Genomic DNA, 21,039 nt, shown 5'->3' on the forward strand with positions numbered 1-21,039 from the left:
CTTCAGATGATGAAATAGTCACGGGCAGATTACTTGCCGACCTCGCCGCCGCCCAGCATTTTCAGTAATGCCTGCGCGACTGCTCTGGAAGAGGCCGGATTCTGACCGGTGATCAGTTTGCCATCGGTGACGGCATAAGGCCGCCAGTCCGCTGCCTTACTGTAATCGCCGCCATTTTTCTTCAGCTCGTCTTCAACCAAAAAAGGCACGATGTCGGTCAGGCCAACCGCGTCTTCTTCGCTGTTACTAAAGCCGGTTACGCGCTTGTCTTTCACCAGCGGCGTGCCATCTTCCACCAGCACATTGCGCAACACCCCCGGCGCGTGGCAGACCGCAGAAACCGGTTTGCCCGCTGCCCAGAAAGCCTGGATCAGCGCGATGGAATGCTGGTCTTCAGACAGATCCCACAACGGTCCGTGACCACCCGGATAGAAAATGGCATCGAAGTCATCAGCGTTAACATCAGCAAGTTTGTGCGTGTTCGCCAGCACCTTCTGCGCATCTTTATCACTGCGGAAGCGTTCGGTTGTTTCGGTCTGCGCATCCGGCTCATCACTTTTCGGATCGAGTGGTGGCTGTCCGCCTTTCGGCGAGGCCAGCGTCAGCCCGGCGCCTGCATCCAGAAACTCGTAATAAGGCGCGGTAAATTCTTCCAGCCAGAAACCGGTTTTCTTACCGGTTTCGCCGAGCTTATCGTGTGATGTCAATACAATCAGTAATTTCATGTTACCTCCTGTGGACGCCGTCAGCTTTAGTTAAGGAGTAATCAGTCCTGACCGACACGAACGACCAGTTTGCCAAAGTTTTTACCCTCAAGCAGGCCAAAGAACGCCTGCGGTGCATTCTCTAATCCTTCCACGATATCTTCGCGGAATTTCACTTTCCCTTGTTCAAACCATTCGCTCATCTGTTTTGCAAACTCCGGATAGCGATGGCCGTAATCATCAAAAATAATAAAGCCCTGCACACGCATGCGTTTCTTCAGAATGGTGCCGGTCAGCAGGGAAAGGCGATCTTGTCCCTCTTTCAGACCGGTCGCGTTATATTGGGAAACCAGCCCGCACAGCGGAATACGCGCTTTGGTATTGAGCAGCGGCAATACGGCATCAAACACCGCGCCACCGACGTTTTCAAAATACACATCAATGCCATCCGGGCAGGCCGCTTTCAGGCGTTTATCCAGATCCGGGGCGCGGTGATCGAGACACTCATCGAAACCGAAATGTTCAACGGCATAGCGGCATTTCTCTTCACCACCGGCAATCCCGATCACGCGACAGCCTTTGATTTTACCAATTTGTCCGACCAGCGAGCCGACCGGCCCGGTCGCTGCAGCAACGACCAGCGTTTCCCCCGGCTTGGGTTCGCCAATATCCAGCAGCCCCATAAAAGCGGTGAAGCCCGGCATGCCTAAAACACCGAGTGCAAGGGAAGGTTGTTTGAGTGCCGCGCCTTCCAGTTTCTTCACGGCTTTGGCGTCGGCCACGGAATAATCCTGCCATCCGGTGCTGCCGACCACGAAATCCCCGGCTTTAAAATCCGGGCTTTTTGATTCCACCACGCGGGAAACTGCGCCGCCGGTCATTACTTCACCGATTTGTACCGGCGCAGCGTAAGAAGGCGCATCGCTCATACGTCCGCGCATGTACGGGTCGAGCGAAAGCCACACGGTACGCAGCAATAACTGACCGTCTCTGGCCTGCGGTAACGGCGCTTTTTCCAGACGGAAATTGTCATCGACGGGTTTGCCGTGAGGGCGTGAAGCCAGCACGATGCGGCGGTTTTCAGACTGTAACTGGGGCATAGTCATTCCTTTTCGTTTTCTTATAAGAAAGTTAAAAGCTAACGTAATTGGGAATAAGTATAGGACGCTAAACAGTTTTCGAACCAAGCGCTTTATGCCATGTTTGAATAAACCCTGCGATTTTTCCCTGAAATGTGACCATCATCTTTTCCTATGACATCTGCCGGAAAATTCCTTTAAATCTGCAGGTTGCACAGGTATGGTCGGTAAGATTTTTGACCTGTTGCTCCACTTTATCTGCAAGATTAATAAGCATAAAAAAGGGATCCTAATGCGTAAAACTCCTCTGGCACTGAGTGCCGTTTTCCTGTTGCTCAGCCTGAATCAGTCTGCCTTCGCCAAAGAGCCCGCGCCCGCGCCGCTCTGGCCGGGCGTCAATGTGGCGCAACTCGCGCAGCAATCGCCGGTTCACTGGGTGTCGGTCGCGCAAATTGAAAACAGCCTGAACGGCCGCCCGCCAATAGCTGTCGGTTTTGATATCGATGACACGGTGTTGTTTTCCTCGCCGGGCTTTTACCGCGGGCAGGTCGAGTTTTCCCCCGGAAAACAGGATTATCTGAAGAACCCGAAATTCTGGGAGAAAATGAACAACGGCTGGGATGATTTCAGCATGCCAAAAGACGTAGCGAAGGCGCTGATTGCCATGCACCTCAAACGCGGCGACAGCATTTACTTCGTGACCGGCCGCAGCGAAACCAAAACTGAGACCGTGACGAAGACGCTGCAGAACGATTTCCAAATCCCGCAGGACAAAGTGAATGCGGTTATTTTCGCCGGTGACAAAGCCGGTCAGAACACAAAAACGCAGTGGCTGAAAGATAAGCAAATTAAAGTGTTTTATGGCGACTCTGACAATGATATCACTGCCGCTCAGGCCGTGAGCGCGAGGGGGATCCGCGTACTGCGTGCGTCAAACTCCAGCTATAAACCGCTGCCACAAGCCGGTGCGTTTGGAGAAGAAGTCATTGTGAATTCTGAGTATTAAGTGGCACCCACCCCTGCGAAGGGGAGGGCTGGGGTGGGGTATTAAAGCAAAATCAATGGGTTGAGGTTTTTTTGATAAGGTGTTAGCCCTTAAAAACTCCCTCCCGGCCTCCCCCTTCGCACAGGGAGGCGCAAAAGTAAAACCTGTCTTCCTGGCGGCTTTACTTCACGCTCACATCAATATCACCAAAGTATTTCTTCGAAAGCTCTTTCACCACGCCATCTTTTTGCACTTTAGCGATCGCTGTATCCAGCTTTTCTTTCAACTGGGTATCGCCTTTACGCAGGCCGAAGGCGATGCCGCTGCCGAGAATTTTATCATCGCGTACGGCGTCACCGACGAAGCCGTAATCTTTACCGTCCGGACGCGACAGGAAACCGGTCTGACCGGCCGGGGCCAGCACTAATGTGCCGTCGAGACGACCGGATGACAGATCCAGATACACCTGATTCTGATCCTGATAAGAGACGATATCCACGCCTTTCGGTGCCCAGTGTGCCTGCGCATAACTTTCCTGAATCGACCCCTGTAACACGCCGATATGCTTGCCTTTCAGCGACTCCGTGGTCGGCAGCAGGCCGGAATCTTTCTTCGCAATCAGTTTGGTGGGGACGCGGTAAATCACGTTGGTAAAATCAATCGCCTGACGACGTTTATCCGTCACGTTCATCGCCGAGTTAATCGCATCAAATTTACGCGCCTGCAGGGCCGCAATCAGGCCGTCGAAAGAAGTGTCGTACCAGTCGCATTTCACACTGGCGGCGGCGCAGACGGCGTTGCCCAGATCGATATCAAAACCCTGTAATTCACCGGTCGCACTTTTCGATTCGAACGGTGGATATTGCGCTTCCAGACCAAATTTGAGCGTGGAACCGTCCGCCAGTGCGGAGAAAGACGCGACGGCACAACCTAACAGCAATGCGATTTTCAATTTTTTCATTATTCACAATTCCCCGGCGTTATTGAGATGAATACAAAGGTTCAGACGCGACACAACCGGCGTGCGCCTTCGTACAACGTGTCGTTATCTTTGGCAAAGCTCAGACGGATAAGCCCTGTTGGTTGGTTATTGCTGTAAAAGGCTGACAGCGGAATGGTCGCGATCTGATGATCGCGGATCAGGCTCAGCACAAATTCGTCGTCGGTCAGTGGACTGAAATGACTAAAACGCGCCAGCATAAAGAAACTGCCACGGCTTGGCAGTAATTCAAAGCGGGATTCGCTGAGGGCTTCGGCCAGCAGGTCGCGTTTTTGCTGATAAAAATCGGCCAGTCCCAGATAACTTTGCGGGTCAGCCAGCGCTTCGGCGAATGCGACCTGCATCGGCGTATCGGCAGAGAACACCATAAACTGATGCACTTTGCGGATTTCATCCATTAGTTCTGCCGGTGCCAGGCAATAACCCACACGCCAGCCGGTGACGTGATAGGTTTTGCCGAAAGACGACACAATCACGCTGCGCTCAGCCAGTTGCGGATAGCAGGCCATGCTTTCGTGGCGCTCGCCGTCGAACACCACGTGCTCATACACTTCATCGGACAAAATCACGATGTCGGTGTCTTGGGTCAGCGCGGTCAGTCGTTCGATATCAAATTCAGTGAAAATGGCACCGGTCGGGTTATGCGGACTGTTGATGATGATCATTCGCGTGCGGCTGTTGATCGCGCTGGCGACCTGATCCCAGTCGATGCTGAAATCATCCAGCGACAGGCCGATAGCCACCGGCTTCGCGCCCTGTAAACGGACGATCGGTGCATAGCTGTCAAATGACGGCTCGAAATAAATGACTTCATCGCCCGGATGTACCAGGGCGCTGATGGCGGAATACAGGCCTTCGCTGGCGCTGGCAATCACCGTCACTTCGCTGTCGGCATCATATTTGCAGCCATAAAGCGCTTCGACTTTGGCGGACAACGCATGGCGTAATGCCGCCACGCCACTCATTGGTGCGTACTGGTTATGCCCCTCGCGCATGGCTTTTGCGACGCTGTCGATTAACGCGGGCTGGCATGAGAAATTCGGTGCCCCCTGTGACAGGTTCAGGGCGTTATGTTCAGCGCTGAGCTGGCCGATAACGGTAAAAATGGTGGTGCCGACGTCAGGTAATTTTGACAGGGGCGACATGGCGCTCTTCATAGCATTTTCCCCAAAAAGCAGGCCGGGTGGCCATGAGAAGGTAAAAACGGGTGTTGAATGATTAAGCAATAGTTCCCCTGTGCCGACAATGGAAAGTTTGTCATACTCGTTATGATCTGAAGTCATGGCTTTATAACGTTTCTGACGAGGTAACTGTGAGTTTTTCTCCTGAACTGCCGTATCTGAATTTACCCTCGCTCAACGTGCTGAAAACCTTTGCCGTGGTTGCGCAAACCTTGAATCTGACACACGCGGCGGCGTTGCTGCACATCACCCAGGGCGCGGTCAGTCGCCAGATCACCGGACTTGAGGCCACGCTGGGTTATCCGTTGTTTTTACGTCAGGCCCGCGGGCTGACGCTGACCCCGCGCGGGGCGCAGTTGTTGCCGCCGGTACAACAGGCGCTGGCGCTGATGGGAGAAGCCCTGCAACGTGTGGGTTCGCATCCGGATACCTTACGCATTAAATGCCCGACCTGTTCCATGCGCTGGCTGCTGCCGCGTGTTATCCAGCTACAAAACGACAGGCCGGATTTGCAGATTGAGCTGACAGCTTCCATCGCCCACGGCGTGGATTTCAGCAACGAACATTTTGATGCTGCCGTAGTGTTTGGTCGTCCGCCGGAATCACAGCGCCGGGCGCATCATCTGTTTGATGAAGTGCTGACGCCGGTGTGTACGCCGGAGTTTCTGCCGCGTCATAAAGGGAAAACGAAAGTGGCGGATCTGGCCGATAAAACGCTGCTTCACCCGACGCGTGACCGTCGCGACTGGTTGTTGTGGCTGCGGGAGGAGGGCGTACAGGGATTGCCGTCAGCCAAATCACAGCATTTCGATACGCTGGATCTGGCGATCAATTCGGCGTTGCAGGGCTACGGTGTGGCGATAGGCGATCTGACATTAATTGAAGATGATTTGCAGGCGGGAAGGGTGATTGCGCCGTTCCCGTTGTGCGTGGCAAGCGGCGCGTCTTATACGTTGCTGTATCCGGAAAACCCGACCCCTGCGCTGAAAGTGGCAATTGATTTTCTTAATGAAGAAGCGCGGCTCAGCCGGGAAAAACTGAGCGCGCTGTTATCTACCTCACACCGGTTAGTCACCACAGGCTAATCAGTAAAGCGCAGCCAGTGCGCTGGCGATTGCGCCGGTCAGTTTGCTCAGTTCTTCAGGTGAAATGATGTACGGCGGCATCAGGTAAATCAGCTTGCCGAACGGGCGGATCCACACGCCCTGACCGACAAAATGCTTCTGCAATTGCGCCATGTCTACCGGCAGGCGCATTTCCACCACACCAATCGCCCCGAGCACCCGCACATCGGCGACCGCCGGATGTGCTGCCAGCGGCTGTAAACCGGTATTCAGCTGTTTCTCAATGCTCAATACCTGCGCCTGCCAGCGGTTTTCCGCAAGTAAATGCAGGCTGGCGCTGGCGACCGCGCAGGCCAGCGGATTGCCCATAAATGTCGGGCCGTGCATGAAACATCCCGCCTCGCCGTCACTGATCACCTGTGCCACATGGCGGGTGGTGAGCGTGGCGGAAAGTGTCATGTAGCCGCCGGTCAGGGCTTTGCCGAGGCAGAGGATATCCGGCGAAATCCCGGCGTGATCACAGGCAAACAGCTTGCCGGTGCGGCCAAATCCGGTGGCAATTTCATCGGCAATCAGCAACACGCCATATTCATCGCATAACTTACGCACGCGTTTGAGATACAGCGGGTGATAAATCCGCATCCCGCCCGCCCCCTGAACGATGGGTTCTACAATGACTGCGGCGATTTTGCGGTGATTTTCGTCCAGCATTTTGGCAAATGGCGCGATATCCGCCTCATCCCATTCCCCGTCAAAACGGCTCTGCGGCGCATCGGCGAACAGATGCTGTGGCAGATAACCCTGATACAAACTGTGCATCGAGTTTTGCGGGTCACAGACTGACATCGCGCCAAAGGTGTCGCCGTGATAGCCGTTGCGCAGGGTCAGCAACGTCTGGCGTTTTTCACCGCGCGCCTGCCAGTATTGCATCGCCATTTTCAGTGCTACTTCAACGGCCACCGAACCAGAATCCGCCAGAAACACGCATTCCAGCCCGGCGGGGGTCATTTCTACCAGACGGCGGCACAACGCAACCGCCGGCGGATGGGTGATCCCGCCAAACATCACATGTGACATTTTTCCGATTTGTTCGATGGCCGCCTGGTTCAACTGCGGATGGTTGTAACCGTGGATTGCCGCCCACCAGGACGACATGCCGTCAACCAGTTTGCGGCCATCAGCCAGCTGCAACATCACGCCGGACGCGGATTCCACCGGATAGGCGGGCAGCGGTTTGGTCATAGAGGTATACGGATGCCAGATGTGGCGCTGGTCGAATTCAATATCGGCGGGGGTCATAAACGAATCCTGAGGCGTAAGCTGTAAACTAAAAAATAATTTTAACGTTGACGGTAAACCAAAACAAATTAAAAATAGTTTACGGATTATAACCCTTAAAAATTATTCCCTCTATTTTGGAGAAGTCATCAATGACTACCCGCACCCACTGGACGCTGGAAAAAACGCAGGCTCTGTTCGATAAGCCATTCCTGGAGCTGATGTTCGAAGCGCAGCAAATTCACCGTCAGCATTTTGACCCGCGACAGGTTCAGGTCAGCACCTTGCTGTCGATCAAAACCGGTGCCTGTCCCGAAGACTGTAAATATTGCCCGCAAAGTTCCCGTTACAAAACCGGGCTGGAATCTGAACGTCTGATGCAAGTCGAGCAGGTGCTCGAATCTGCCCGACAGGCGAAAGCCGCCGGTTCAACCCGTTTCTGTATGGGCGCGGCGTGGAAAAACCCGCACGATCGTGACATGCCGTACCTCGAGCAGATGGTGCAGGGCGTGAAAGAAATGGGCATGGAAACCTGCATGACCCTCGGCACGCTGAACACTACGCAGGCACAGCGTCTGGCGCACGCCGGGCTGGATTTCTACAACCATAACCTTGATACCTCGCCGGAATTTTACGGCAGCATCATAACGACCCGCAGCTATCAGGAACGCCTGGATACGCTGGCGGAAGTGCGCGGCGCGGGCATTAAAGTCTGTTCCGGCGGCATTGTGGGGTTAGGTGAAACCGTCAAAGACCGCGCCGGTTTGCTGATGCAACTGGCGAACCTGCCGGTGCCGCCGGAAAGTGTGCCGATCAACATGCTGGTGAAAGTGAAAGGTACGCCGCTGGCGGATAATGACGATGTGGATCCGTTTGATTTCATCCGCACGATCGCGGTCGCGCGCATCATGATGCCGCAATCTTATGTGCGTCTGTCTGCCGGACGTGAGCAGATGAGTGAGCAGACCCAGGCGATGTGCTTTATGGCCGGTGCCAACTCCATCTTCTACGGCTGCAAACTGCTGACCACGCCAAACCCGGCAGAAGATAAAGACCTGATTCTGTTCGGCAAGCTGGGGCTTAACCCGCAGTCATTTGAAACAGAAATGGGCGATAACCAGCAGCAGGCCGCGCTTGCCGAGCAGCTGGTCCACGCCGATACCGATCAGTTCTACAACGCTGCGGTATAACCGGTGAGCTGGCAAACGCGGATCAACGACGCGGTGGCGGCGCGCAAACAGGCGGCGGCATTTCGTGTACGGCAGCCGAATGAGGGCGGCAGTGCGCGTTTTCTGACGCAGGGCGGGCGGCGTTATCTGAATTTTTCCGGTAACGATTATCTTGGCCTGAGTCAGGACGCTGAGGTGATCGCCGCGTGGCAGCAGGGCGCGGCTAAATACGGTGTCGGCAGCGGCGGTTCAGGACACGTCACCGGTTACAGCGAGGTGCATGCCGCGTTTGAGCAACAACTGGCGCAGTGGCAGGGATATCCGCGGGCTTTGCTGTTTATCTCCGGCTTTGCGGCGAATCAGGCGATTCTCGCGGCGCTGATGCAGGCTGAGGATCGCGTGCTGGCTGACAAACTCAGTCACGCGTCTTTACTGGAAGCCGCAGCCCATGCACCTTCGCAGTTGCGGCGTTTTCACCACAATCAGCCGGATTCCCTTGAGCGCCTGCTGGAAAAACCGGTAGCCGGCGAAACGCTGGTGGTGACCGAAGGTGTATTCAGTATGGACGGCGACGCCGCGCCGCTGGCTGATCTGCATAGCTTGTCCAAAGCGCACGGTAGCTGGCTGATGGTTGATGACGCGCACGGTGTGGGCGTTACCGGTGAAGAAGGGCGCGGCAGTTGCTGGCAACAGGGCATCCGGCCGGAACTGCTGGTGGTCACATTCGGAAAAGCTTTCGGTTGCAGCGGCGCGGCGGTGTTGTGTGATGATGCTACCGCCGATTACCTGTTGCAGTTTGCCCGCCATCTGATTTACAGCACGTCGATGCCCGCCGCGCAGGTCTGTGCGTTACAGGCTGCACTGGCACGAGTCCGGCAGGATGACGGTCTGCGTGATAAACTGGCCGCCAATATTACCCGTTTTCGCGCGGGTGCCGCCGGTTTGCCGTATCCGCTGACCGGTTCACAGACGGCGATCCAGCCGGTGATTGTGGGTGAAAACCAGCCCGCGCTGGATCTGGCATCCACCTTGCGCGATCGCGGATTGTGGGTCAGCGCCATCCGTCCACCGACGGTGCCACCGGGCAGTGCGCGGCTGCGCATTACCCTGACAGCGGCGCATGAGCCGGAAGATATCGATTTTTTGCTGGAGTCCCTTCATGGGTGCAGTCACTGAATTAGTGAACAAACAAGCGGTGGCCGATGCGTTCAGTCGTGCCGCTATCAGTTACGAAAACGCCGCGCAGTTGCAGCGTGATGTGGGTGAGGAATTACTGGCGCTGGCTGCGCCGTATCTGCAAGACGCCGGTAAGATTGTCGTCGATGCGGGCTGTGGCACCGGCCACTTCAGCCGTTACTGGCGTGCGCAGGGTAAACATGTCATTGCGCTGGATCTCTCTGAGGGCATGTTAAATCGCGCCCGTGAGCTGGATTCTGCTGATGAATACGTGCCGGGCGACATCGAACGTTTGCCGTTTGCCGACAACTCTGTCGACATCTGCTTCAGCAATCTGGCGGTGCAGTGGTGTAACGCGCTGCCACGCGCACTGGAAGAAATGCACCGCGTCACCCGCAACGGCGGGCTGGTGCTGTTTTCCACGCTGGCAGAAGGTTCGCTCAATGAGCTGGCCGCGGCATGGATGAAGGTCGATGGCCGACGTCACGTGAATCAGTTCCTGACGCCGGACAAAATCGCCGAAGCCTGCGCGCCGTATCGCCATGATGTGACCTTCAGCGATCATGTTGCTCAATTCCCCGATGTGATGTCGCTGCTGCGCTCGCTGAAAGGCATCGGTGCGACGCACATCAAAAATGGCCGCCTCGGCGGTCTGGGCGGGCGTGAACGTCTGCAATTGCTGGACAAACACTATGCCCGCCGCGACGGCATCCTGCCGCTCAACTACCGGCTGGTCTACGGCATTTTGCAGGTCGAAGAACTGATCCCACGCTGATTTACTCCTCCCCCTTCGCAGGGGGAGGTTGGGAGGGGGTTTTGCAGGCAACTTGAAAGTCAGAGTTGCCATTAATACCCCACCCCAACCCTCCCCTTCGCAGGGGAGGGAGCTAAAACCAACACCAGGCTTTTCATGAAACAAAAATACTTTATTACCGGCACCGACACTGAAGTCGGTAAAACCGTCGCGACCACCGCTTTTTTGCAGGCTGCCGCGCAGGCAGGACACAAAACAGCCGGATACAAACCGGTGGCATCCGGCAGTGAAATGACCGGCGAAGGCCCGCGCAACAGTGATGCGCTGGCGTTACAGGCTTACAGCACCGTCGGGCTGCGTTATGACGAAGTGAACCCCTGCACCTTTATCGAACCGACTTCGCCACATATCGTCAGCGAACTGGAAAAACGGCCGATTGATCCGCGGGTGCTATCAGACGGATTACGTCATCTCGAACCGCTGGCGGACTGGGTGGTGGTGGAAGGCGCAGGCGGCTGGTACACACCGCTGACGGCAGATTATACCTTTGCTGACTGGGTTATCGCCGAGCAGTTGCCGGTAGTGTTAGTGGTAGGCATGCGGCTGGGTTGCATTAACCACGCCGTGCTGACGGCGCAGGCCATCACACAAAGCGGGTTGCATCTGGCGGGCTGGATAGCTAACGACGTACAGGAAACGGGGAAGCATCATCAGGCATACATGGATACGCTCACGCGTATGCTGCCTGCGCCTTTGCTGGGCGAGATCCCGTACCTGAGTGCCGGAACTGACGTTAATTTGGGACAGTATCTTCATCTTAACCGTCTCACGGCATGAGACGTCAGACGGTCAGATAATTTTTGACTAATGTATCGTCAAGCTGCGCCAGTGTGCCTTGCGCGATGTTGCGTCCGCCGTCGACCAGGCAGAACCGGTCGGCAACGCTGCGGATGAACGGCAGTTTATGACCGACCAGCAACAATGTCAGGCCGAGATCACGGTTCAGGCGGTGAATGATATTGCCCATGTTTGCCGCCATCGATGCGCTGGTGTGCTCGGTCGGTTCATCCAGAATCAGTAATTCAGGTTCCTGAACCAGCGCACGACTGATTGCCAGTTGTTGCTGCTGGCTTTCATCGAGCTCACCGGCTTTGCGCGCCCCCATCTCCTTTAATGTCGGAAACAGGTCATACACCTCTTCCGGCACGCGACGGGTCTTATTCCGGCTGGCCATCATGGCGATTTGCAGGTTTTCATCGACGCTCATCTGCGAAAAAATCTGCCGTCCCTGTGGCACATAACCAATCCCCATTTGCGCGCGGCTTTCGACCGGCAAATTCAGCAGACTTTGCGGCTCTTCGTCACGCGACTGCCAGGAGATGGCGCCGCTTTTCACCGGAAGATGCCCCATGATGCAGTTCACCAGCGTGGTTTTTCCCACGCCATTTCGCCCGATCAGGCAGGTACATTGACCGCGGTACAGTTCGAGATTGATATCCCACAGAATATGTTTTTGCCCATAATACTGATTAACTGATTTTACACTTAACATCAGACCTCCCTCCCGCACGGAGCCTTCCGCTGAACTTCATTTTGACGGCCACTGTCATATTTCTGACATTTATGTTCCGCTGTTAATGCCCCAACGCAGAATTTAATTCCGTTTGTTGACGGCTAACCTGACAGCATCAATTACAGATAAATCCCCCTTAATCAGTGATAAATGGGGTTAAGGGGCATTTCCTTGCGCTAAAAATGATTTTTCCTGCCTGAAAGCAGGGGAATTCTCATTTTTTATGGCGGGGCGAAAAAAGCAGTTCCGGCTGTCGCAACCTCCACATGCAGAGACGTTGCAACTCTCAGGCCAAGTTTGTAAAAACGGCCAGGGAAAGAGAAGTTACAGGGGTGTTAACAGGCGCGCCGCTGATGATTTCGGATTATTCATTAGCATTTCTGAGGTTTTTGAGATTACCCCATAAGGAGTAGTCCACGGTGACCTGCACTTTGCCAGTGCCGTCTTCACTGTTTTTGGTGCAAACACATGGACAAACGTGAGCAAAAAATTCTGGTGAGATGCAATTTTGGTTTTTGCAAGAAACATCAGCCCAGAAATTTAGGCAAAATAGGCATAAATAAGGAGATAAAAAAGATAAAAAATAACTAAAAAAGACCTTTCAGACCCACGGAAGGCAAAATTCAGTTTTTTACCAACTCCCGCAGCGCGGGGCGTGCTGGGACTTATCCACTATTCCTGTGGATAACCTTGTGCATGAGAGTGAGAAAAGTTGCTACAGGCGAGTCAGCATGCGGGTTCCGCTTAGTTTGCCCGTATTCGCAGCTTTTTAATGATACTGTTTTTAATCAACGAGTTAGTTAAAAGCAATACAGCCGTAATTCGTTCGTCATAGTTGTGTCAATCTTCGTCAACCTGTGGTCAGAAAATGGAGGGAATGCGGATTTTGGGAAAAAATGTCATCTGATGGTGAGAATTCTCATTCGTCATATCCTAAAAAAGTGCAGCCTCGACAGCACGTTAAAACGCCAACACTTTTTATCGATTGGAAGCTGGTTTTATATACAGTATTATAGCGAAGGTAAAATCAGGGCTGGCAAAAATCGCGAAGTCTTTCATACTATTTTTCCGCAAACTGTTCACCCGTTCAGCGCGCACGGCCCTATGCATTCCCATTTCAGTCAGGTAGCCCGTCATGAGTAAAGAGTTCAAACTGCATTCCGAATTTAAACCGTCAGGTGACCAGCCTGAGGCAATACGCCGTCTGGAAGAAGGGCTGGAGAACGGACTGGCGCACCAGACATTGCTCGGGGTAACCGGTTCAGGAAAAACCTTTACCGTGGCGAATGTGATTGCGGATCTGAACCGTCCGACGATGGTGCTTGCCCCCAACAAAACGCTGGCCGCACAGTTATACGGCGAGATGAAAGAGTTCTTCCCGGAAAACGCCGTCGAATATTTCGTCTCTTACTATGACTATTATCAGCCTGAGGCGTATGTTCCGAGTTCCGATACCTTTATCGAAAAAGACGCCTCGGTGAACGAACACATTGAGCAGATGCGTCTTTCTGCCACCAAAGCGCTGCTCGAACGGCGCGATGTCATTGTGGTGGCCTCTGTTTCTGCGATTTACGGTCTGGGCGACCCGGACTTATACCTGAAAATGATGCTTCACCTGACCAAAGGGATGATTATCGATCAGCGTTCGATCCTGCGCCGTCTGGCGGAACTGCAATATGCACGCAACGATCAGGCTTTCCAGCGCAGTACTTTCCGCGTGCGTGGCGAAGTGATTGATGTGTTCCCGGCTGAATCGGACGATCTGGCGCTGCGCATTGAGTTATTTGATCAGGAAGTTGAACGCCTTTCGCTGTTTGATCCGCTGACAGGCCAGGTGCAGCATGAAGTGCCGCGTTTCACCATCTACCCGAAAACGCACTACGTCACGCCACGCGAACGTATTGTGCAGGCGATGGAAGAAATTAAAGTCGAACTGGCGGATCGCCGCAAAGTGTTGCTGGCCAACAACAAATTGCTGGAAGAACAGCGCATCAGCCAGCGTACGCAGTTTGATCTCGAAATGATGAACGAGCTGGGTTATTGCTCCGGTATCGAAAACTACTCACGTTATCTGTCTGGCCGCGGGCCTGGCGAGCCGCCGCCGACGCTGTTTGATTATTTGCCGGCTGACGGCCTGCTGATTGTCGATGAATCGCACGTCACCATTCCGCAAATCGGCGGCATGTACAAAGGCGACCGCTCGCGTAAAGAAACGCTGGTGGAATACGGTTTCCGCCTGCCTTCGGCGCTGGATAACCGCCCGATGCGCTTTGAGGAATTCGAAGCCCTGGCGCCGCAAAGTATTTATGTCTCGGCCACGCCGGGCAAATACGAGCTGGAGAAATCCGGTGACGATGTGGTCGATCAGGTCGTGCGTCCGACCGGTTTGCTGGATCCGATCATCGAAGTGCGACCGGTAACCACGCAGGTTGATGACCTGCTGTCTGAAATCCGCAAGCGTGTGGCGATTAACGAGCGTGTGCTGGTCACCACGCTCACCAAGCGTATGGCCGAGGATCTGACTGAGTATCTGGAAGAACACGGCGAGAAGGTGCGTTACCTGCACTCTGATATCGATACCGTCGAGCGCGTCGAGATTATCCGCGATTTGCGTCTGGGGGAATTTGACGTGCTGGTCGGCATCAACTTACTGCGCGAAGGGCTGGACATGCCGGAAGTGTCGCTGGTGGCGATTCTCGATGCGGACAAGGAAGGCTTCCTGCGTTCTGAACGTTCGCTTATCCAGACCATCGGCCGCGCGGCACGTAACCTCAACGGTAAAGCGATTCTGTACGGTGATAAAATTACCAATTCAATGGCCCGCGCCATTGAAGAAACCGAACGACGTCGCGCCAAACAGGAAGCGTACAACCTCGAAAACGGTATCACGCCGATGGGGCTGAACAAGAAGATCTCCGACATCCTGCAACTCGGTCAGCCGAAAACCAAAAAGAACAAAGACAAACGCGATGCCGAAGCGGCGCAAACCTTCAAATCGCTTACGCCGAAAGCGCTGGAGCAACGCATCAAAGAGCTGGAAAGCAAGATGTATGCGCACGCGCAAAATCTGGAATTCGAAGAGGCGGCCAACACGCGCGACGAGTTGCATGCCCTGCGTGAGCAGTTTATTGCGATTTCGTAACGAGAAGGGTGGTAGACTGCGCGGCTTAAAAATCATGACCCAGACATTTTAACGAAGAGCGAGCCAATGACTGATACACCACAAAACCCTGGCGCAGCGAAAGATCCGCTGCACGGCGTCACGCTGGAAAAACTGCTGACAACGCTGGTGGATAACTTTGGCTGGCCGGCGCTGGCCTCACAGGTGAATATCAACTGCTTCAAAAGCGACCCGAGTGTGAAATCCAGCCTGAAATTTCTGCGCCGCACGCCGTGGGCGCGTAAGGAAGTGGAAACGCTGTATCTGGATTTCATTGAAGGTCATCTGCGCCCGGATATGACCCGCAGCAAGCGCCGCACACCGCTCTCAGCACAGGCTCCGCAAAAGCCAAAAGTCAGCACCGCCAAACCGGCTGCCGACAGCCCGTGGAATAACCATCCGCTGGTGAAAAAGTAATTTAGGCGCATTTCATTCTGTTCATTTGAGGGGAAGGATCGTGTCAGAGCAACATGTTCTTATCGTGGTGGATATGCAAAACGGGGTGTTCGCTTCCCCGCGTTATGACCGCAGCGGACGGGCTGAGCGCATTAATCAGCTGATTGACCGGGCAGGGCGGGTTATTTTCATTCAGCACGCTGAAGGTGAAATGACCGAAGGCAGCGAATTCTGGCAGATATTACCGGAATTGCATCAGCCGGAAGGCGCGATTTCTGTGACTAAAACCGCCTGTGATTCCTTCTACCGCACTTCACTCGATAACGTTCTGCAGGAACTGAATGCGACCCGTTTTACCCTTTGCGGTTGTGCAACGGATTATTGCGTAGACACCACCATCAAAATCGCTGCCAGCAAAGGCTATGCCGTGACGGTTGCGTCAGATGCGCACACTACCGGCGATCGCACACACGCGACGGCGCAGCAACTGATCGGGCAGCATAATGAAGTGTGGCGTGAGTTATCTGTGCCGGGAAATCCGGTAACGGTAAAAACCACTGCGGAAATCCTGGCTGACTGGCAGTAAATTCAGTTTTCGGACGCAAAAAAGGCCGCATCGCGCGGCCTTTCTTATCTCTGATGTTTACCAATCAGATCATTTTTTGCAGCGCCTCTTCAATCGCCATGCGTAACATGTCGCGGTCATGACGATAGGGCACATCACTGGCTTCGAGCGGGCTTTGAATAATCAGATGTTCAGTGGCGCTTCCGCCGATTTTGACTTTCGGCCCGACAATCGCGGCATCGGCGCGGCGGCCGATGCGTTTCTCGATCATATCCAGTTTGTCGTCCAGCGTCAGCGACGCGGCGGCGACACTCAGTTCCTTCCCCAGATTTCCGATATACACGATATGCGCCCGGCTGCGGCGCAGCGCGGTTGTCAGATCATTCATCAGTAACAACGGCATCAGGCTGGTAAAGAAACTCCCCGGCCCGATCAGGATCAGATTTGCCTCAGCAATGGCCTGTAACGCTTCGCGCGTGGCCGGCACCTGGGGTTCCAGCCGCAGTTCGCGCGGAATTTGTGCCAGTTTATCGACGTTGACTTCGCCGTGGACGTGTTCACCATTGGCATCAATGGCCGCCAGATCGACCGGCTGTTCTGACATCGGGATCAGTTCTGCGTCGACTTTCAGCAGGCTTCGTACCAGATTGATCGCTTCGAGCGGGCGCACGGTGAGATGATCCAGCGCGCGCAGCATCAGATTGCCAAGATTATGGCCATCCAGCTCGCCCTGGCCGCTGAAACGGTATTCGAACATCGCCGACGCCAGACTCGGTTCGGTGATCAGCTGATTCAGGCAATTGCGCATATCACCCCAGGCAATGCCGCCAACGGAACGGCGGATACGGCCAGTCGAACCGCCGTTATCGGTGGTCGTCACAATGCCGGTCAGGCGCGGACCCAGCAGCGAGAGTGAAGACATCACACGGCCCAGCCCGTGACCTCCGCCTAATGCCACCACCCGGTCGAGGTCTGCTAATGTTCGGTTGCGCATGGTTTTCCTTTCAAATGGGGAGCGGCGGGTTTACATCGTTTTCTGCGGCGGATTTTACCTAATTTTGCAACAAGATGTTATCCCTTCACGCCACTCTCAGGACATTAAAAACCGGGCAGTTTCAGCGTTGAAAATGCAGCCTTTTGTCGTAAAAAATCGTTATGTATCAAAATACATAACGAAAAACCATCTTGGCGTTCAGGACTTTGCGGCGTTAGAATATCCCCCGTTACCCCCGTATTCATTCTCGATCCGCTACGGACGGCATGAATCAACTCCTAGCCCTGGTTCCTAAGTTGCCTTTCTGACGTCGTTCCCACAGAAACAATATGGAGCCCTGGCCGTGACGAAAGTCACCAGGGTGCATGGCAGAAATGCCCGCATCTCCCGTATCTGGAAAGGTGTTAAGGTGCTTCAACTTACTGATGCTTTTGCCCGCAAGTTTTATTACTTGCGGCTTTCGATCACAGATGTGTGCAATTTTCGTTGCACCTATTGTCTGCCGGATGGCTACAAGCCGCACGGACACAGCAATAAAAGCTTTCTCTCGCTCGATGAAATCCGTCGGGTCAGCCGCGCGTTCGCCAGTCTGGGAACGGAAAAAGTGCGCCTGACCGGTGGAGAGCCGTCGCTGCGCCGCGATTTCTGCGAGATCATTGCCGCAGTGCGCGAAAATCCTTCCATCAAAACCCTCGCGGTGACCACTAACGGTTATCGCATGGCGCGTGATATCGATAAATGGCGCGATGCCGGTCTGACCAACATCAACGTCAGCGTCGACAGTCTCGACGCCCGCCAGTTTCACGCCATCACCGGTCAGGATAAATTCCGCGACGTTATGGCGGGTATAGATGCGGCCTTTGACGCCGGTTTCAGCAAGGTGAAAGTCAATACCGTGCTGATGCGCGATGTCAATCACGCCAGCCTGAATACCTTCCTCGACTGGATAAAAACCCGTCCGATCCAGCTGCGTTTCATTGAACTGATGGAAACCGGCGACGGCGGCGACTTGTTCCGCAAACACCACGTTTCCGGTGAGGTGCTGCGCGAACAACTGGTGCGTCAGGGCTGGCAGTTACAACTTCGCTCACGCAGCGATGGCCCCGCGCAAGTCTTCAGTCATCCGGATTATCTGGGTGAAATCGGTCTGATCATGCCGTACGAAAAAGACTTCTGCGCCAGTTGCAACCGGCTGCGTGTGTCTGCCCTCGGCAATCTGCATTTGTGTCTGTTCGGCGAGCAAGGCATTCCGTTACGGGATTTATTAGCCGACGACATGCAACAGGACGATTTGATGGACCGCATTCAGGGCGGCCTCAGCCGTAAAAAACAAACCCACTTCCTGCATGAAGGCAATACCGGAATTACCCAGAATCTGTCGTTTATCGGCGGTTAAATCCGGTACTGATCGTTTAAGGAGCAAACTGATGAGCAAAGCCAGTAAAGAGTTCTTGCCTTTATCTGTCGCGATCATGACGGTTTCTGACCGCCGAACCGACGCTGAAGACACGTCCGGGCATTACCTGAAAGAAGCGGTGACCGAAGGCGGCCATCATGTCGTCGCGCAGCAAATTGTCAAAGAGAACATTTACAGCATCCGCGCTGTTGTATCTGCGTGGATTGCGGATGAAAAGATTCAGGCGATTTTGGTCAACGGTGGCACGGGTTTTAACGCGGGCAACAATACGCCGGAAGCGCTGAAGCCTTTGTTTGACCGTGAAATCGAAGGTTTTGGCGAGCTGTTTCGCATGGTGTCGTTTGAAGATATCGGCACCTCGACGATTCAGTCGCGCGCCATCGGCGGCATCGCCAACCAGACGGTGATTTTCGCCATGCCCGGTTCAACCCGCGCCTGCCAGACTGCCTGGGACAACATTATTGAAGCGCAGCTCGATGCCCGTCAGGGGCCGTGCAATTTCACTCCACATTTGAAGAAATAAGTATGTCTGAACTGACCCATATTAATGCGTCCGGCGACGCTCACATGGTGGATGTTTCCGGTAAAGCCGAAACGGTCCGCGAGGCCCGCGCCGAAGCTTTTGTTGAAATGGCCGCTGACACGCTTGCGATGATCATCAACGGCAATCACCATAAAGGTGATGTGTTTGCTACGGCGCGTATCGCTGGCATTCAGGCGGCGAAGAAAACCTGGGATCTGATCCCACTGTGTCATCCGCTGCTGCTGACCAAAGTGGAAGTGAATCTGCAAGCACAGCCGGAACATAACCGTGTGCGCATCGAATCCCGCTGCCGTCTGAGCGGTAAAACCGGCGTGGAAATGGAAGCGCTGACGGCGGCTTCTGTGGCGGCACTCACTATCTACGACATGTGCAAAGCCGTGCAAAAAGATATGGTGATTGGCCCGATCCGCCTGCTGGAGAAAAGCGGCGGTAAATCAGGAGATTTTAAGGCGGAAGGTAAGGTGGAAGTATGATCGACATTCTGTTCTTCGCGCAGGTACGCGAACTGACCGGCACCTCCGGTCTGCAACTCCCTGCTGATTTCGCCACGGTGGAAGAGCTGCGCGCTTCGCTCACCGGACGCGGCGACCGCTGGGCACTGGCGCTGGAATCCGGGAAATTACTGGTGGCGGTTAACCAGACGCTGACCACGATGGCGCATCCGCTGCGTGCGGGCGATGAAGTGGCGTTCTTCCCGCCGGTCACCGGGGGCTGAGATGGATCAGACGAAAATTGTTGTTGATGCCGCGCCATTCAGCGTGGGTGATGAGTACAACTGGCTGGCGCAATCGGACGCTGACGGTGCTGTGGTCACGTTTACCGGCAAAGTGCGTAATCATAATCTGGGTAATCATGTCAGCGCCTTAACGCTGGAACATTATCCGGGCATGACCGAAAAAGCGCTGGCAGAGATTGTTGCTGAAGCCCGTACCCGCTGGCCGCTGCAACGTGTCTCAGTTTATCACCGCGTCGGACCCATGTATCCGGGCGATGAAATTGTGTTTGTCGGCGTGACCAGCGCACATCGCGGCATGGCTTTTGAAGCCAATGAATTCATTATGGATCATCTGAAAACCCGCGCGCCGTTCTGGAAGCGTGAAGCCACAGAAGAGGGTGATCGCTGGGTCGATGCCCGCGACAGTGATAAACAGGCGGCGGCGCGCTGGTAAATAGCGCCTCAACCACACGCAGACCTCCCATGCTTTTCTCTCTATCTGTGATACGCTTTACAAATCGGGAGGCTGTTTTGGCCTCATTTTTCATCCTCCATGCAAAAGGGTAATCATCATGGATCGATATCCACGCAGTAACGGTTCAATTGTTGAACGCGCGAATACCGGCATTCAGGCGTACATGGCGCAAGTGTATGGCTGGATGTTCTGTGGTTTGCTGCTGACCGCATTTGTGGCCTGGTACGCTTCCGGCTCTGAAAAAATCATGAGCTTTGTTTTCTCCAGCCAGATTACTTTCTTCGGCTTGATCATCGCGCAACTGGCGCTGGTGTTCGTGATTTCAGGCATGGTGAACCGCCTGAGCGGCACGGTCGCCACCGGCCTGTTTATGCTGTATTCCGCACTGACCGGTCTGACGCTTTCCAGCATTTTTCTGGTCTACACCGGCGATTCAATCTTCGGAACGTTCATCGTCGCTGCCGGTATGTTCGGCGCAATGAGTGTCTACGGTTACGTGACCAAGCGCGACCTGACCGGGATCGGCAGCATGTTGTTCATGGCGCTGATTGGTCTGGTGCTGGCATCACTGGTGAACATGTGGCTGAAAAGCTCCGGCCTCGCGAACATCATTTCGTACGCCGGTGTGCTGATCTTCGTCGGTCTGACGGCGTATGACACGCAGAAGCTGAAAAATATGGGTGCGCAGTTGTCAGCGGATGACCGCGATAACTTTCGTAAATACTCGATTGTTGGCGCACTGACCTTGTATCTCGATTTCATCAACCTGTTCCTGATGTTGTTGCGGATCTTCGGCAACCGCCGGTAAGG

The 21,039-nt window shown here is 54.4% G+C and carries 22 protein-coding genes and 1 riboswitch; of the genes, 15 read left to right on the plus strand and 7 right to left on the minus strand.

Features of this window, described 5'->3' with window-relative positions; all coding sequences use genetic code 11:
- Positions 1 to 29: 29 nt before the first annotated feature.
- Both LC431_RS03415 and LC431_RS03420 read right to left on the minus strand, forming a co-directional pair.
- Positions 30 to 725, minus strand: a complete 696-nt coding sequence (locus tag LC431_RS03415) for a type 1 glutamine amidotransferase domain-containing protein (protein ID WP_223509264.1) — start codon at positions 723 to 725, stop codon at positions 30 to 32.
- A gap of 41 nt (positions 726 to 766) precedes the next feature.
- A complete protein-coding gene (locus LC431_RS03420) occupies positions 767 to 1,804 on the minus strand; it encodes an NADP-dependent oxidoreductase (RefSeq protein WP_013576393.1) in 1,038 nt (345 codons plus the stop codon).
- Positions 1,805 to 2,075: 271 nt separating this feature from the next.
- Here LC431_RS03420 and aphA point away from each other — a divergent pair, with 271 nt between their 5' ends.
- Positions 2,076 to 2,789, plus strand: coding sequence for an acid phosphatase AphA (gene aphA / locus LC431_RS03425; protein WP_112151654.1), 714 nt, complete (start codon positions 2,076 to 2,078; stop codon positions 2,787 to 2,789).
- Positions 2,790 to 2,949: 160 nt separating this feature from the next.
- Here aphA and LC431_RS03430 read toward each other — a convergent pair whose 3' ends face one another.
- Both LC431_RS03430 and LC431_RS03435 read right to left on the minus strand, forming a co-directional pair.
- Positions 2,950 to 3,729, minus strand: coding sequence for an ABC transporter substrate-binding protein (locus LC431_RS03430; RefSeq protein WP_037037147.1), 780 nt, complete (start codon positions 3,727 to 3,729; stop codon positions 2,950 to 2,952).
- 41 nt (positions 3,730 to 3,770) lie between these two features.
- Entirely contained in the window at positions 3,771 to 4,925 is a 1,155-nt protein-coding gene (locus LC431_RS03435) for a methionine aminotransferase (protein WP_112197390.1), read from the minus strand.
- A 155-nt stretch (positions 4,926 to 5,080) separates the two neighbouring features.
- Here LC431_RS03435 and LC431_RS03440 point away from each other — a divergent pair, with 155 nt between their 5' ends.
- On the plus strand, positions 5,081 to 6,034 hold the full coding sequence (locus LC431_RS03440; protein WP_013576389.1) for a LysR substrate-binding domain-containing protein: 954 nt from the start codon (positions 5,081 to 5,083) through the stop codon (positions 6,032 to 6,034).
- Here the strand turns inward: LC431_RS03440 and bioA are convergent, their stop codons facing one another.
- The gene (gene bioA, locus LC431_RS03445; RefSeq protein WP_223509265.1) at positions 6,035 to 7,312 is read right to left on the minus strand and encodes an adenosylmethionine--8-amino-7-oxononanoate transaminase; all 1,278 of its coding nucleotides are present in this window, start codon (positions 7,310 to 7,312) and stop codon (positions 6,035 to 6,037) included.
- A gap of 131 nt (positions 7,313 to 7,443) precedes the next feature.
- On the opposite strand from bioA, the gene bioB reads away from it, so the two are divergent.
- The 4 genes from bioB to bioD all read left to right on the plus strand — a co-directional run bounded on the left by bioB (position 7,444) and on the right by bioD (position 11,227).
- The gene (gene bioB / locus LC431_RS03450) at positions 7,444 to 8,481 is read left to right on the plus strand and encodes a biotin synthase BioB (protein ID WP_223509266.1); all 1,038 of its coding nucleotides are present in this window, start codon (positions 7,444 to 7,446) and stop codon (positions 8,479 to 8,481) included.
- 3 nt (positions 8,482 to 8,484) lie between these two features.
- Positions 8,485 to 9,636 (plus strand): 8-amino-7-oxononanoate synthase, encoded by a 1,152-nt coding sequence (gene bioF, locus LC431_RS03455; protein WP_223509267.1) that lies wholly within the window; start codon positions 8,485 to 8,487, stop codon positions 9,634 to 9,636.
- A complete protein-coding gene (gene bioC, locus LC431_RS03460) occupies positions 9,620 to 10,411 on the plus strand; it encodes a malonyl-ACP O-methyltransferase BioC (RefSeq protein WP_223509268.1) in 792 nt (263 codons plus the stop codon). Before bioF ends, bioC begins: the two co-directional genes overlap by 17 nt.
- Before the next feature lie 135 nt (positions 10,412 to 10,546).
- On the plus strand, positions 10,547 to 11,227 hold the full coding sequence (gene bioD, locus LC431_RS03465; RefSeq protein ID WP_013576384.1) for a dethiobiotin synthase: 681 nt from the start codon (positions 10,547 to 10,549) through the stop codon (positions 11,225 to 11,227).
- Between the two features lie 4 nt (positions 11,228 to 11,231).
- Here the strand turns inward: bioD and LC431_RS03470 are convergent, their stop codons facing one another.
- On the minus strand, positions 11,232 to 11,942 hold the full coding sequence (locus tag LC431_RS03470) for an ABC transporter ATP-binding protein (RefSeq protein WP_013576383.1): 711 nt from the start codon (positions 11,940 to 11,942) through the stop codon (positions 11,232 to 11,234).
- Between the two features lie 1,156 nt (positions 11,943 to 13,098).
- Between LC431_RS03470 and uvrB the strand changes: the two genes are divergently transcribed.
- From uvrB to LC431_RS03485, 3 genes are all read left to right on the plus strand, one after another.
- Positions 13,099 to 15,105 (plus strand): excinuclease ABC subunit UvrB, encoded by a 2,007-nt coding sequence (uvrB, locus tag LC431_RS03475; protein WP_013576382.1) that lies wholly within the window; start codon positions 13,099 to 13,101, stop codon positions 15,103 to 15,105.
- Between the two features lie 66 nt (positions 15,106 to 15,171).
- A complete protein-coding gene (locus LC431_RS03480) occupies positions 15,172 to 15,540 on the plus strand; it encodes a VF530 family DNA-binding protein (protein ID WP_013576381.1) in 369 nt (122 codons plus the stop codon).
- 40 nt (positions 15,541 to 15,580) lie between these two features.
- Entirely contained in the window at positions 15,581 to 16,105 is a 525-nt protein-coding gene (locus LC431_RS03485; protein ID WP_015690230.1) for an isochorismatase family protein, read from the plus strand.
- A 64-nt stretch (positions 16,106 to 16,169) separates the two neighbouring features.
- Here the strand turns inward: LC431_RS03485 and yvcK are convergent, their stop codons facing one another.
- A complete protein-coding gene (yvcK, locus tag LC431_RS03490; RefSeq protein WP_153374647.1) occupies positions 16,170 to 17,078 on the minus strand; it encodes a uridine diphosphate-N-acetylglucosamine-binding protein YvcK in 909 nt (302 codons plus the stop codon).
- Positions 17,079 to 17,341: 263 nt separating this feature from the next.
- Positions 17,342 to 17,498, plus strand: a riboswitch (molybdenum cofactor riboswitch).
- On the opposite strand from yvcK, the gene moaA reads away from it, so the two are divergent.
- From moaA to LC431_RS03520, 6 genes are all read left to right on the plus strand, one after another.
- Complete coding sequence (moaA, locus tag LC431_RS03495; RefSeq protein ID WP_015690228.1) at positions 17,488 to 18,474, plus strand: GTP 3',8-cyclase MoaA; 987 nt, start codon at positions 17,488 to 17,490, stop codon at positions 18,472 to 18,474. (Overlaps the previous riboswitch by 11 nt.)
- A 31-nt stretch (positions 18,475 to 18,505) precedes the next feature.
- The gene (gene moaB / locus LC431_RS03500) at positions 18,506 to 19,018 is read left to right on the plus strand and encodes a molybdenum cofactor biosynthesis protein B (protein WP_013576377.1); all 513 of its coding nucleotides are present in this window, start codon (positions 18,506 to 18,508) and stop codon (positions 19,016 to 19,018) included.
- Between the two features lie 2 nt (positions 19,019 to 19,020).
- Complete coding sequence (gene moaC / locus LC431_RS03505) at positions 19,021 to 19,512, plus strand: cyclic pyranopterin monophosphate synthase MoaC (protein ID WP_013576376.1); 492 nt, start codon at positions 19,021 to 19,023, stop codon at positions 19,510 to 19,512.
- A complete protein-coding gene (gene moaD / locus LC431_RS03510; protein ID WP_013576375.1) occupies positions 19,509 to 19,754 on the plus strand; it encodes a molybdopterin synthase sulfur carrier subunit in 246 nt (81 codons plus the stop codon). Before moaC ends, moaD begins: the two co-directional genes overlap by 4 nt.
- Position 19,755: 1 nt before the next feature.
- Positions 19,756 to 20,208 carry a molybdopterin synthase catalytic subunit MoaE gene (moaE, locus tag LC431_RS03515; RefSeq protein ID WP_166860537.1) on the plus strand — a complete coding sequence of 151 codons (453 nt, stop codon included), beginning with the start codon at positions 19,756 to 19,758 and terminating at the stop codon, positions 20,206 to 20,208.
- 118 nt (positions 20,209 to 20,326) lie between these two features.
- Complete coding sequence (locus LC431_RS03520; RefSeq protein WP_013576373.1) at positions 20,327 to 21,037, plus strand: Bax inhibitor-1/YccA family protein; 711 nt, start codon at positions 20,327 to 20,329, stop codon at positions 21,035 to 21,037.
- The last annotated feature ends 2 nt before the right edge of the window (positions 21,038 to 21,039 follow it).

It is taken from the genome of Rahnella sp. GSA61A, assembly GCF_019969905.1.
In the GTDB taxonomy this organism is placed as follows: Bacteria; Pseudomonadota; Gammaproteobacteria; order Enterobacterales; family Enterobacteriaceae; genus Rahnella; species Rahnella aceris.

Excerpts from the sequence above, each read along its gene's own strand:
- LC431_RS03430 (WP_037037147.1), bottom strand. The coding sequence starts at position 3,729 with ATGAAAAAATTGAAAATCGCATTGCTGTTAGGTTGTGCCGTCGCGTCT.
- LC431_RS03420 (WP_013576393.1), bottom strand. The coding sequence starts at position 1,804 with ATGCCCCAGTTACAGTCTGAAAACCGCCGCATCGTGCTGGCTTCACGC.
- uvrB (WP_013576382.1), top strand. The coding sequence starts at position 13,099 with ATGAGTAAAGAGTTCAAACTGCATTCCGAATTTAAACCGTCAGGTGAC.
- moaC (WP_013576376.1), top strand. The coding sequence starts at position 19,021 with ATGTCTGAACTGACCCATATTAATGCGTCCGGCGACGCTCACATGGTG.
- bioC (WP_223509268.1), top strand. The coding sequence starts at position 9,620 with ATGGGTGCAGTCACTGAATTAGTGAACAAACAAGCGGTGGCCGATGCG.
- moaD (WP_013576375.1), top strand. The coding sequence starts at position 19,509 with ATGATCGACATTCTGTTCTTCGCGCAGGTACGCGAACTGACCGGCACC.
- moaE (WP_166860537.1), top strand. The coding sequence starts at position 19,756 with ATGGATCAGACGAAAATTGTTGTTGATGCCGCGCCATTCAGCGTGGGT.
- bioD (WP_013576384.1), top strand. The coding sequence starts at position 10,547 with ATGAAACAAAAATACTTTATTACCGGCACCGACACTGAAGTCGGTAAA.
- yvcK (WP_153374647.1), bottom strand. The coding sequence starts at position 17,078 with ATGCGCAACCGAACATTAGCAGACCTCGACCGGGTGGTGGCATTAGGC.
- LC431_RS03480 (WP_013576381.1), top strand. The coding sequence starts at position 15,172 with ATGACTGATACACCACAAAACCCTGGCGCAGCGAAAGATCCGCTGCAC.
- LC431_RS03520 (WP_013576373.1), top strand. The coding sequence starts at position 20,327 with ATGGATCGATATCCACGCAGTAACGGTTCAATTGTTGAACGCGCGAAT.
- bioB (WP_223509266.1), top strand. The coding sequence starts at position 7,444 with ATGACTACCCGCACCCACTGGACGCTGGAAAAAACGCAGGCTCTGTTC.
- aphA (WP_112151654.1), top strand. The coding sequence starts at position 2,076 with ATGCGTAAAACTCCTCTGGCACTGAGTGCCGTTTTCCTGTTGCTCAGC.
- LC431_RS03470 (WP_013576383.1), bottom strand. The coding sequence starts at position 11,942 with ATGTTAAGTGTAAAATCAGTTAATCAGTATTATGGGCAAAAACATATT.
- moaB (WP_013576377.1), top strand. The coding sequence starts at position 18,506 with ATGAGCAAAGCCAGTAAAGAGTTCTTGCCTTTATCTGTCGCGATCATG.
- bioA (WP_223509265.1), bottom strand. The coding sequence starts at position 7,312 with ATGACCCCCGCCGATATTGAATTCGACCAGCGCCACATCTGGCATCCG.
- LC431_RS03415 (WP_223509264.1), bottom strand. The coding sequence starts at position 725 with ATGAAATTACTGATTGTATTGACATCACACGATAAGCTCGGCGAAACC.
- LC431_RS03435 (WP_112197390.1), bottom strand. The coding sequence starts at position 4,925 with ATGAAGAGCGCCATGTCGCCCCTGTCAAAATTACCTGACGTCGGCACC.